Below are 11596 nucleotides of genomic sequence, written 5' to 3'. Positions count from 1 at the left end.
GGTCTGTCAAGCCTTTGTTTTCACATCGGCCATCGTTACTTCGTCTCGTCTTCGGCGTCTCCGCCGTTCCCTTGCCGCCGTCGCGCTTCTCAGCGGCCCCGGCGTCGTGGGAGCCGGGTTATAGGCGCCTCGGCCAAACCCGGCAAGCGCTTTTTTCATCGACCAGCATTTTTTCTGAAACGCCGGCGTCACAAAGAACCATTGGTCACAGACAGGGCCATTCAGGATTTGAGGGAAATGTGCAATCTTGCCGTCCCGGTCTCCACCGGCTATCCGATCGATCGTCACAACAGGTGGACGGCACTGTGCGTTTCAGAAAATCGCTCCTGACGGCGGCCCTTCTGTCCGGCCTTCTCGCGGCGTGCGCCAGCGATCCGTCATCCTCCTCCCGCGACACCAACATCGACGCCCATATCGCGGAGGCCTCCCGCCGCTTCGGCATGCCGGAGCAGTGGATTCGCGAGGTCATCCGCCAGGAGAGCGGCGGGCGCACCATGATGAACGGGCGCCCCATCACCAGCCATGCCGGCGCCATGGGGCTGATGCAGGTGATGCCGGTGACCTATTCGGAGATGCGCCGCAAGCACGGGCTGGGCTCCGACCCCTATCACCCGCGGGACAACATCCTGGCAGGCACCGCCTATCTTAGGGAGATGTACGACCTGTTCGGGTCGCCGGGCTTCCTCGGCGCCTACAATTGCGGGCCGGGCTGCTACGCGGATTATCTGGCCGGCAACCGCCGCCTGCCCGGCGAGACGCGGCGCTACATCGCGTCGGTATCGCCGCGCCTGGAGGGTGGCGCCACCGGCGGTACGGTGGAGGTCGCCAGCCTGCCCGCCACACAGCCTCCTCCCATTTCCCCCGCGCCGGCCCCGGTGGTGCCGGTGACTCCGGTGCCGGCCCCGCCGGTCGCTCCCCTGCCCCCGCCGGTCATCGCGGCCACGCCGTTGCCGGTGAAGGTCGCCGCGGCGGGCGGCTGGACCGTCCAGCTCGGCGCCTTCCGGTCGCCGGATGACAGCGCCCGCATCATCGACCGGGCGCGCCGGTCCATGCCGGGCACGCTGAGCCGCACGGAGCGGGTGGTGCAGACGGTGGACACCCAGAACGGACCGCTCTACCGCGCCCGGCTGACCGGCCTGACGCAACAGGACGCGGCGCAGAGCTGCGCCGGCCTGACGGGCATGGGCATGGCCTGCTTCGTGGTGCCCCCGGGCGCGTGAGCGCCCGGCATCACGATGATAAGCGCATGGGCGCCCGGAGGCGCCAAACTGGATGCGGGATCAGATGTCGAGCGGCAGGGAATCGAGGTCCAGGCCCAGGCGGCGGACGATCTCCGCCGCCGTGTTCAGGTTGGTCTCGAACTTCCAGGTCTGGCCGTTGGGACGGTATTCATTGACGTTGGGGCGCCCGTTCGCGAAACGGTAGGGCTGCACGCTGTACCAGCGGACATCGCTCATGCCGATCCCCTGCTCCGCAGCGTAGGATTCGGCAACCTGCGGCCACATGATGCCGCCGGGCTGGGTGGGCTGGTCGCTGTCCAGGAAAGCGACGATGCGGACGCCATTCAGTTCGAAATCCACGCGCTGTTTCACACCACCTCCGGTGGAATTTCCGGGGACGGGCGCGACCGAAGTCTGCGGCACTGTTACCTTTTCCATGACCTATAGCTCCGATTTGTCTGACAGCGTATAGGCAGTGGCGCACAGGAACCAGAGGCAAAATGCTCGTACCGGCCCCACCGGCTTGCAAAAGCGGCGGCCGGGTCCCGCACAAGGTGCCGAGGCGGCGATGCACACGGCTTTCGTCATAACCTGTGATCGAAGAATTACCGCGGGCGGGCCATCGTTGGGGATTCCCACGGACCGTGGGATGCGCTAGATTCGGTTTAGGTTTTGTTCGCAGCCACCATCCCTGGTCAGAATGGCCCGCCTCATCGACCGTCCCGCCGAACATCAGGACCGCTCCATAGCCCCCAGCCCTGCCGCTCCGCGGTGCGAGCATTGCGGGCGCCCGCACGGCCATACGTTGCGCTGCCTTCCGGACGGCCGCTGGCTATCGCCCGACGGACTCTGGTTCAGCGACGAAGGCGACCCGGCCCCCTGGCCAGACGTGGTCGAATATGCCGGGGTCAGAACCTCGCGGAGCATCGTCGGGCTGTACCGCCGCCGCGCCGAGAAGGCGATGGAACGGCAGTGGCTGTGCCGGCGTTGTCATATGGTCACCGCGCGCGACGAGCATCGGCGCGTCACCCGGACCCGGTCCCTGATGCGCCTCGCACTCGGCGACCTGTTCGAGGGAACCTACACCATCTGAAGGGCTGCTCGGCCCTTCCGGGGAAAGAAAGCCAAACATTCCATGCAGAACGGACATTCGACGCGCCGCGGGGCCGAGCCGCGGCGTACGGTGGGGGACTCCGCTTCGCGCCCCGCGAGGCCGGTCGATCCCGTCGTGATGGCTCTGAACCTGCTGAACGGTCCCCGCACCCGGGCGGCGCTTCTGAAGGCCGTGGAGGAACGGGTGAAGACGGATGCGGAGGAACGCCGCCGCTTCGCCGCCGCCGCCGGACGGGTGCAGGGCGCCACGGGCGAGCAGGCGCTGACCCAGGCGGTCGGCAATTACCTGCGCGACCTGTCCCGCCTTCCCGAAGCCGGGCGCAGCGGGCCCTATCTGTGGCTGGCCGAGACGGTCGCCATCCTGGCCGGCGGCGGGCGCCCGGGACAACCGGCCAGCCTTCTCCGCGACCCGCGGGCCGAGGCGGAAGCGCTGTTCCGCCCGCGCGGCGCGGTCTCGGCGTAACGGCGGCGCTGGAAAACGTGAGAAGCCCGGCGCCGGAGATCCTCCGATGCCGGGCGATTCCTCAACGGACCACGTGTGCGATCAGGCGATGGCGCCGTCGAACAGGGCCGGCTCGATGGCGCTCATCTTCGCCGTGTTCACCGCCCAGTCGTCGGTCATGATGCCGCCGGTGTCGCCCGAGCCGGGGCTCCAGGCCCAGTAGGTGAAGCTGACGCCCTGGTCGCCCGCCGCCAGATCGGACTTGCCGTCGCCGTTGTAGTCGCCGTCCATGTACTTGACCATGGCGTCGAGCCACTGCTTGTCCTGGCCGGTTTCCAGCTTGGTGCCGAACTCGCCGACGAGGACCGGCGCGATGTCCTTCTGGACGATCCAGCCCCAGGCGTCCGTCCAGATGTCCTTCATGTTGTTCGGGTAGCTGGGGTCGTTGAACCAGCCGAAGCCGGCCATCGACGGCGGATAGTCGTGGACGGAATAGACCAGCTTGTTGTCGACGTTGAAGTCGACCGGGTCGGTCTTCACGCCGTCCAGGTTGCCGCCCCACCAGTAGGTGCCCTCGGACGAGTTCTCGACGCCCTCGACGATCAGCAGCCAGTTCGGGTTGACCGATTGGACGGCGTTGCCGATGCGCTCCGCCGCGGCCTTCCAGTCGGTGGCCTGGTTGCCGTCGCCCCAGGTGGCCTGGCCGTGCGGCTCGTTGTGCAGGTCGGCGGCGACGACCGACGGGTTGTCGGCGTAGCGCTGGGCCAGCATCTTCCAGTTCTCGATCATCTTCGATTCCGGATACTGGCTGGTGTACCAGAGCCCGTTCTCGTTGGCCGACGCGCCGTCGCCGGAGCGGTGATGGTCGAGGATGATCTTCATGCCGGTCTGATCGGCGTGTTCGATGATCTTGTCGAACACCTCGAGGCTGGTCTTGCCCTGAAGCTCCGGATTCTTCGAATAGTCGATGCCGGTGGGCATCCGGCCGTTGTCCAGCATGGCATCCGACCAGGGCAGGCGGATGGTGTTGAACCCCTGGTCCTGCATCTGGTTCATGATGTTCATGTAGCTGTCCTGCCACAGCCCCTGCGGGGCGAAGGCATAACCCTCCGCGCCGAACCAGTTGACGCCGGTCAGCTTCACGTTGTTGCCGGCGCTGTCGACGATCTGGCTGCCGTCGGTGTGCAGGTAGCCGCCGCTGGACCCGGCGCCGCTGTCGGTGGAGGGCGTGGTCACCGGGGCGGTCGGCGCGACCGGCGTTTTGCTCGGCGTTGTGGAGGGCGCGGTGGCGGACTCGGCGGTGAACAGGCCCTTGTCGGCCTCGACCACCAGCGTGCCGTTCCACCACAGGTCGGCCTGCCCCTTGATGACGTCCTTGCCGTCGAGCGCGCCCTTGTCATAGCTGACCGCGGAGTCGGTCGGGGCGTATTCGTGGCCGTTGATGGTCACGCTGCCGACATGCAGGTTGCGGTCCTGGCCGTCCAGCGTGGCGTCGTTGTCGTACTGGACCTGGATCTTGTGCGCCTGGTCGGCGGCCAGATCGGTCTTGAAGGAGAAGTCCTTCGACTCCGTGCCGGCCGTGCCCTCGCCGATCGTCTTGCCGTCCGCCAGCACCGTGAAGTGCGCGTTCTGGCCCGCCGCGGCGTTGCCGCGGGCGTTGATGGTGATGGTCGAGGAGCCGGTGGCGGCGGAGGCGTCGCTGCCGCCCGTGGCGGCGCTGGCGGCCTCCGGCGCGGCGGGGATGCTGCCGGAGGTGCCCGTATCGGGCGTGGCACCGTAGAGCGACGCCGGAGTGGAGAAGGTCAGCGCCCCGTTCCACCACAGCCCTTCCTGGCCGGCCACGGTCCCGCCGGTGTCGTCGTGCCGCTCGTAGCTCGCGTCGGTCGGGTTCAGCGTGTGGCCGTTGATGACGATGGATTTGACGCCCAGGTCGCGGTTCGACCCGGCGTTCACGTCGTCGTTGTCATAAACGACCTGGACCTTGTGTGCCTGACCAGAGGAAACGTCAACGTCGAATGTATAGGCTTTCGGCTCGGCCGAGCCCACCGACGCCTGACCAACATCCTTGCCGTCGATCATCAGACGAAAGTGAGGATTCACAGCGTCCGAAGAGGTGCCATAGGCGTTCACGACGATTTTGGACTTGGTCAAACCAGTGGAGGTCGTCGCCATTTGTCTATTCCATTGCGGTTTCGATGGCTAGACCGTGGCTCTAGATGGTTAATGAGATGCTAACAATTCCTTTAAAATGAATTAACCATTTGTGGCAAATAGCAGCGACCGCCGGCCGGCGTTGTCTGATGCGGCGGCGCAACAGCAGGCCCGCTCTGGCTTTGCGGGGCTGCACCGTGAACACCGCCGCCGCCCTCGCGCAGGACCGTTCGACGCCCGTGCCCCAGTCTGGTCACAGGCGGGAGGCCAACCGGTTCACATCCGGGATGCCCCCATCGTCCCGGTATGGACAGCGTGGTGCGAGCCGGCGCGGAGTCCGCCCTTCCGAAGTGTCAACCCGTGGGCGAGGCCGCGCGTGCTACACTGTGCGCCACGACGGATGGTGGATGATGACGGGCATGAGGATGGTGGCGGTGCTTTGGACGGCGGCTTTGGCAACCACGCTTGCCGGCGCACCGGTTCAGGCGGCACAGGCTCCCGCCGTTGGGCAGAGCGTGTCGCTGGTGACCACCAACGGGTCGGCCACCTTCAAGCTGTGCCGCAATTGGGTGTTCACCCACACCTGCCGCGAGTACGGCAACGTGCCGGTGCCCGCTCGCATCGCCGCGGGCGATTCGTTTGAAATCACCTTCGGCAGCAACCCGAAGACGATGTGGTTCCGGGTGAAGGCCGTCCTGCTTCAGGACGGGCGCTGCCTGCTGATCCCCAAGCACGAGGACATGCCCGCCAAGGGCGAGGACGAGCCGGTGGACATGCTGATCGTGGATCCGTGCCGCGTCCTGCGGTGACGATCCTCCAGTGAAAGGCCTCCAGTGAAAGGCCTCCAGTGAAAGGCCTCCAGTGAAAGGCCTCCAGTGGAAGCCCTCCAATGAAAGCCCTGCGGTGAAGGCGCGCCCGGTCGCGGGCCGCCTTCCGCAGGACGGCGGACTCAGCGCAGCGGGATGTTCATCTGGACGCTGAGGCCCGGGGCGGGCGCGTAATAGACCGGCGGAGGCGGCGGTGCGTAGACCACGCGCGGGGCCGGGGCGTAGTAGACCGGCGGCGGACGGCGCATCACCACCACCGGCGGGGGCGGCTCGTAGATCACCACGGGGCCGTGTCCATGGTGGTGGTGATGCTTGTGCTTGTGCTTGCGCCAATGCTTGTGGTCGTCGGCCATGGCCGGAGCGGCCAGCGCGACGGTCAGCACCAGGCTTCCCAGCGCCACCCCCCAACCACGCTTGCCAATTCCACCTTTGCCTGAATGGCCCGCGCCTGAGTGGACGGACATTCCCTGCATCCTTTTTCTGCGATCGATTGACCCGATCCTAACAGCAGATCGTGCGCCCAAGCTCTGGCTCCAACCATTCGCCCTGGGACAAATTTCGGGCACCCCTTATTCCCCGAAGGTGGTGCCCCCCGGCGGAAATGGCGGATCGAAAACCGAACGAACGTCAGAGGTTACGGCCATTCGATTTGGTGTTCGCAGGCGCCGAAACTGTGTCACACTGTCGCATGGTGAATGGCATCGGGAGCGTCCGTATGGAAAGCCGCCGCAACCAGCCGCAACGTCACATCGTGCTCGCCTCGCACCCGACCGGCGGCGCCAAGCCGCGCTACACCCCGGTCCACTGGGGCGCCCCCACCGCCGCGGAGCGCGGGCCGGTCGTCGCCTCCCTCTCCGACCCGGCGCAACGCAACGCCATCGGCGCCCACGCCGGCAGCTACGCGGTCTACCGGGCGCTCGCCGTCGCGGCGGGGCAGCTCAGCGCCTATCACGTGCCGGACCTGACCAACACCGCCCCGGCGGAGCCCATCGGCCCGCACCCGCAATGGGGCGATCCGGAGACGATCGTCTCCATCGACCCCTTCGGCCACATGGTCAGCGAGGCCTTCGGCGATCATCTGGCGCGCGGCGTCGACGTGCGCCCGACCATCGCGGTGACCAAGGCGCGCATCAAGATGCCGGAGCTGGTGGACGCCATGCGCGCCGGACGGCTGGCGGCGGACGGCCAGATCCTGCTGCCCAGCGGCGATGCCCGCGTGACCAAGGTCGCCATCGAGCCGGTGTGGTTCCTCCCCGGCATCGCCAAGCGCTTCGGCATCACCGAGAGCGCGCTGCGCCGCGGCCTGTTCGAGCACACCGGCAGCATGTTCCCGGAGCTGGTGACCCGCCCCGACCTGAAGGTCTTCCTGCCGCCGATCAACGGGCTGACCGTCTACATCCTGGGAGACGTGGCGGCGCTGACCGACCCGGCGCGCAAGGTGGCCTGCCGGGTCCATGACGAGTGCAACGGGTCGGACGTCTTCGGCTCCGACATCTGCACCTGCCGCCCCTACCTGACCCACGGCGTCGAGGAGTGCATCCGCACCGCCCAGGAGAACGGCGCCGGCCTCGTCATCTACAACCGGAAGGAAGGGCGGGCGCTCGGCGAGGTGACCAAGTTCCTGGTCTACAACGCGCGCAAGCGGCAGCCCGGCGGCGACCGGGCGGAAGCCTATTTCGAGCGGACGGAATGCGTGGCCGGCGTCCAGGACATGCGCTTCCAGGAGCTGATGCCCGACGTCTTCCACTGGCTGGGCGTCACCCGCATCGACCGCATGGTATCGATGAGCAACATGAAGTCCGACGCCATCCGCCGCGCCGGCATCGAGATCGTCGAGCAGATCCCGATCCCGGAGGAGCTGATCCCCGACGACGCCAAGGTGGAGATGGACGCCAAGAAGGCCGCCGGCTACTTCACCCCTGCCGTGCCGACCGCGGAGGAGCTGACCGTCGCCAAGGGCCGGGGGCTGACCGATTGAGCGCCGTCGGCGACGATGATGTGGGGTGGCTGCTCTCCGCCGACGCGGTGCGCCAGCGCGCCCACGCGATCCTGGCGAAGGCCGAGCGCGGCGAACTGGTCCACTTCGCGTTTCACCCGGAGCGGTTGCCTGATGCCGCCGCCCTGGTCGCCGCGGTGACGCGGGAGTCCTACCCGGACCTCGACGTCCCTTACCACAGCCGCTGGCGGCATTTCGTGGTGGAAGGCGAGGACCGCTGGGCGACGCTTGCCGCCGGGCTGAGGGCGGACGCCGACGAGATTGCGCGCATCCGCTTCGACCTCGCGGTGACCAGCGTTCTGCTGGACGCCGGGGCGGGCGACCGCTGGCGCTACCGCGACGCGGCGGGGGTGGAACTGGCCCGCTCCGAAGGGTTGGCCATCGCCAGCTTCGACCTGTTCCGCTCCGGTGGTTTCGCCGACGATCCGGTCCACGCCCCGCTGCGTGCCGATGCGGCGGCCCTGTCCGCCATCACCGAGACGGCGCTCGCCCGTGGCTTCCAGGTGGGGCCGGACAACCCGCTGGTCGGGTTGGAGGGGCGCGCCGCCCTGCTGCGCCGTCTGGGAAGCGCGCTGACCGCCGCGCCCGACCTGTTCGGCACGCCGGGGCGGGTCGGCACCCTCTACGACGCGCTGAAGGCGCAGGCCGTGGACGGGACGCTTCCCGCCACCGCCATCCTCGACGCGGTGTTGCGCGGGCTGGGACCGATCTGGCCGGGCCGGATCGAGCGCGGCGGCGTCAATCTCGGCGACAGCTGGAGTCATTCGGCGGTCGGCCTCGTCCCCTTCCACAAGCTGTCGCAATGGCTCAGCTACTCTCTGGTCGAGCCGCTGGAGGGGGCCGGCATCGCCGTCACCGGGCTGGACCGGCTGACCGGCCTGCCGGAGTACCGCAACGGCGGGCTGCTGGTGGACAGCGGCGTTCTGGTGCCGAAGGATCCGCGCCTCCTCACCGACGCGCTGGAGGTGGGGGACGAGGCGGTGGTGGAGTGGCGCGCCCTGACCGTCGCCCTGCTCGACCGCCTCGCTGACGAGGTGCGCACCCGGCTGGGCGTGCCCGCGGAGAGCTTCCCGCTCGCCAAGGTTCTCCAGGGCGGCACCTGGACCGCCGGGCGCCGGATCGCCCGCGAGCGCCGCCCCGGCGGCGGCCCGCCGATCCGCATCCGCAGCGATGGAACCGTCTTCTGATGTGACGCCAACCACCCGAAGGGTCGCCCATGCCCATTCCGACACTCACCGTCATCGACCATCCTCTGGTCCAGCACAAGCTGACCCTTCTGCGGCGGCGGGAGACTCCCACCGCCCGGTTCCACGAGGTGATGCGGGAGGTGTCGCAGCTGATGGGCTACGAGCTGACGCGCGACCTTCCCCTGGAGGACCGCCCGGTGGAAACGCCGCTGGCAACCTTCGACGCGCCGCTGCTGACCGGCAAGAAACTGTGCCTCGTCTCCATCCTGCGGGCCGGGCAAGGGCTGCTGGACGGCATGCGCACCCTGCTGCCCTCGGCCCGCATCGGGCACATCGGCCTCTACCGCGACCAGGAGACGCTGACCCCCGTCGAGTATTTCTTCAAGGTGCCGGAGGACATCGAGGAGCGGCTGGTCATCCTGGTCGATCCCATGCTCGCCACCGGCCACACGGCCGTCGCGGCGGTGCACCGGCTGAAGGACGCGGGTGCGGCCTCGATCAAGCTGGCCGTGCTGGTGGCCGCCCCGGAGGGCTTGCGCAATTTCCACGACGCGCACCCCGACGTGCCGGTCTTCACCGCCGCGGTGGACGAGCGGCTGGACGGGAACGGCTACATCCTGCCCGGCCTGGGCGACGCGGGCGATCGGCTTTACGGCACCCGCTGAGAATCATTGCCGCCCTTTTGGTCACATGCCACCCTGCCGACCCGTGAGAGCCGCAGCAGGGCTGACGCGCACGGAATGGCATTGCCGTTGCAACGCCTCTGCTGCATTTCTGAGCTGAAACAGCAAAGCAGACGGAGGGGGTTGCAAGATGGGGAATGTGATTGGGGGGAGCCTGTTGGGCGTGGCGCGGCGCGCCGTCCTGTGCGGCGCGGCGGCCGCCGCCGTCGCGGCGATGGCTCTGCCCGCCTGGGCTCAGTCGAAGGTCAAGGTCGCCGGCATCTACACCGTGCCGATCGAGCAGCAGTGGGTCAGCCGCATCCACACCGCCCTGAAGGCCGCCGAGGCCCGCGGCGAGATCGAGTATGTCTGGGCCGAGTCGGTCGCCAACACCGATTATGAGCGCGTGATGCGCCAGTACGCCGAAGGCGGCCAGCAGCTCGTCTTCGGCGAGGTCTTCGGCGTCGAGCGCGCGGCCCGCGCGGTCGCGAAGGACTATCCCAAGACCGCCTTCGTCATGGGCTCCAGCTTCAAGCCGCAGGAGCCGAACTTCTCGGTCTTCGACAACTACATCCAGGAGCCGGCCTATCTGACCGGCATGATCGCGGGTGCGGTGTCCAAGTCGAACGTCATCGGCATGGTCGGCGGCTACCCGATTCCGGAGGTGAACCGCCTGATGAACGCCTTCATGGAGGGCGCCAAGGAGGTGAACCCGAACGTGAAGTTCATGGTCAGCTTCATCGGGTCCTGGTTCGACCCGCCGAAGGCCAAGGAAGCCGCCTTCGCGATGATCGACCGCGGCGCCGACGTGATGTACGCCGAGCGTTTCGGCGTGTCCGACGCCGCCAAGGAGCGCAAGGTCCTGGCCATCGGCAACGTCATCAACACCCAGCCGCAGTATCCGGAGACCGTGGTCGCCAGCGCGCTCTGGCACATGGAGCCGTCGGTGGACCGCGCCATCGCCGCAGTCAAGGCGGGCAGCTACAAGGCCGAGGATTACGGCCCCTACAGCCAGATGGTCCACAAGGGCTCCAGCCTCGCCCCGCTCGGCACCTTCGAGGGCAAGGTTCCCGCCGACGTGATGGCCAAGGTGAAGGCCCGCGAGCAGGAGATCCTTGACGGCAAGTTCACCGTGAAGGTGAACGACAACGAGCCCAAGTCGACGATGTGATCCACATTTTCTAAGAAGCCTCGCCGTTCAGTCCCTCTCCCGCCCCGGGAGAGGGAGGGACCCACGCCGAAGGCGTGGGAAGGGTGAGGGTGCCGGCAAGGATAAGCTTATTGATCCTTGCACGACCCTCACCCGGCGCCTTCGGCGCCACCCTCTCCCGGGACGGGAGAGGGAAAGTCACTTTGCCTTCCGGCACCCGCGGACATCCATGACATCACCCCCCATCGTCCTCCGCCTCTCCGGCATCACGAAGCGGTTCGGGCCGCTCGTCGCCAACGATTCGATCTCGCTGACGCTCCACAAGGGCGAGGTGCTGGCCCTGCTGGGCGAGAACGGCGCCGGCAAGACGACCCTGATGAACATCCTGTTCGGCCATTACGTGGCCGACGAGGGCAGCATCGAGGCGTTCGGACAGCCGCTTCCCCCCGGCTCCCCCCGCGCGGCGCTGGCCGCCGGGATCGGCATGGTCCACCAGCACTTCACGCTCGCCGACAACCTGTCGGTGCTCGACAACATCGCCGTGGGCACGGAGTCGCTATGGCGTCTGCGCTCCGACCGCGCCGCCGCCAAGGCCAAGCTGCTCGACCTCGCCCGCCGCTTCGGGCTGGAGGTGCGGCCCGACGCGCTGGTCGGCGACCTGTCGGTGGGCGAGCGGCAGCGGGCCGAGATCCTGAAGGCGCTCTACCGCGACGCCCGCGTCCTGATCCTGGACGAGCCGACCGCGGTGCTGACCCCGCAGGAATCGGCCAGCCTGTTCGACACGCTGCGCCGCCTGACCGCCGACGGTCTGGCCGTGGTCTTCATCAGCCACAAGATGAACGAGGTCT

General features: G+C 67.9%; 12 protein-coding genes. 9 read left to right on the top strand and 3 right to left on the bottom strand.

Annotation, left to right across the window (positions count from 1 at the left end; genetic code table 11):
• The first annotated feature begins 305 nt into the window (after positions 1–305).
• On the top strand, positions 306–1220 hold the full coding sequence (locus GBZ26_RS20510; protein WP_174440429.1) for a transglycosylase SLT domain-containing protein: 915 nt from the start codon (positions 306–308) through the stop codon (positions 1218–1220).
• Between the two features lie 60 nt (positions 1221–1280).
• On the opposite strand, the gene GBZ26_RS20505 is transcribed toward GBZ26_RS20510, so the two are convergent.
• Positions 1281–1580 (bottom strand): hypothetical protein, encoded by a 300-nt coding sequence (locus tag GBZ26_RS20505; protein WP_246654134.1) that lies wholly within the window; start codon positions 1578–1580, stop codon positions 1281–1283.
• A gap of 340 nt (positions 1581–1920) precedes the next feature.
• Here GBZ26_RS20505 and GBZ26_RS20500 point away from each other — a divergent pair, with 340 nt between their 5' ends.
• Together GBZ26_RS20500 and GBZ26_RS20495 are read left to right on the top strand one after the other, a co-directional pair.
• Positions 1921–2313 carry a hypothetical protein gene (locus tag GBZ26_RS20500; RefSeq protein WP_174440427.1) on the top strand — a complete coding sequence of 131 codons (393 nt, stop codon included), beginning with the start codon at positions 1921–1923 and terminating at the stop codon, positions 2311–2313.
• 138 nt (positions 2314–2451) lie between these two features.
• Positions 2452–2796, top strand: a complete 345-nt coding sequence (locus GBZ26_RS20495) for a hypothetical protein (RefSeq protein ID WP_246654133.1) — start codon at positions 2452–2454, stop codon at positions 2794–2796.
• Positions 2797–2877: 81 nt separating this feature from the next.
• Here the strand turns inward: GBZ26_RS20495 and GBZ26_RS20490 are convergent, their stop codons facing one another.
• On the bottom strand, positions 2878–4947 hold the full coding sequence (locus tag GBZ26_RS20490) for a cellulase family glycosylhydrolase (protein WP_174440425.1): 2070 nt from the start codon (positions 4945–4947) through the stop codon (positions 2878–2880).
• 386 nt (positions 4948–5333) lie between these two features.
• Here GBZ26_RS20490 and GBZ26_RS20485 point away from each other — a divergent pair, with 386 nt between their 5' ends.
• Positions 5334–5735 (top strand): hypothetical protein, encoded by a 402-nt coding sequence (locus GBZ26_RS20485; protein ID WP_174440424.1) that lies wholly within the window; start codon positions 5334–5336, stop codon positions 5733–5735.
• A gap of 140 nt (positions 5736–5875) precedes the next feature.
• On the opposite strand, the gene GBZ26_RS20480 is transcribed toward GBZ26_RS20485, so the two are convergent.
• Positions 5876–6154 carry a hypothetical protein gene (locus tag GBZ26_RS20480; protein WP_343207303.1) on the bottom strand — a complete coding sequence of 93 codons (279 nt, stop codon included), beginning with the start codon at positions 6152–6154 and terminating at the stop codon, positions 5876–5878.
• A gap of 314 nt (positions 6155–6468) precedes the next feature.
• On the opposite strand from GBZ26_RS20480, the gene GBZ26_RS20475 reads away from it, so the two are divergent.
• From GBZ26_RS20475 to GBZ26_RS20455, 5 genes are all read left to right on the top strand, one after another.
• Entirely contained in the window at positions 6469–7731 is a 1263-nt protein-coding gene (locus tag GBZ26_RS20475) for a GTP cyclohydrolase II (protein ID WP_109139269.1), read from the top strand.
• Positions 7728–8936, top strand: coding sequence for a URC4/urg3 family protein (locus tag GBZ26_RS20470; RefSeq protein ID WP_174440422.1), 1209 nt, complete (start codon positions 7728–7730; stop codon positions 8934–8936). Before GBZ26_RS20475 ends, GBZ26_RS20470 begins: the two co-directional genes overlap by 4 nt.
• 29 nt (positions 8937–8965) lie before the next feature.
• Positions 8966–9601 (top strand): uracil phosphoribosyltransferase, encoded by a 636-nt coding sequence (upp, locus tag GBZ26_RS20465; RefSeq protein WP_174440421.1) that lies wholly within the window; start codon positions 8966–8968, stop codon positions 9599–9601.
• A 148-nt stretch (positions 9602–9749) separates the two neighbouring features.
• Complete coding sequence (locus GBZ26_RS20460) at positions 9750–10769, top strand: BMP family protein (RefSeq protein WP_174440420.1); 1020 nt, start codon at positions 9750–9752, stop codon at positions 10767–10769.
• 208 nt (positions 10770–10977) lie between these two features.
• Positions 10978–11596: ATP-binding cassette domain-containing protein (locus tag GBZ26_RS20455; protein ID WP_174440419.1), on the top strand; the 619-nt coding region annotated here is incomplete at its 3' end.

It is taken from the genome of Azospirillum formosense (assembly GCF_013340925.1).
GTDB classification, from domain to species: Bacteria; Pseudomonadota; Alphaproteobacteria; order Azospirillales; family Azospirillaceae; genus Azospirillum; species Azospirillum formosense.
The sequence above is the reverse complement of the archived record's forward strand: the minus strand, read 5'-3'. Positions and strand labels throughout refer to the sequence as shown.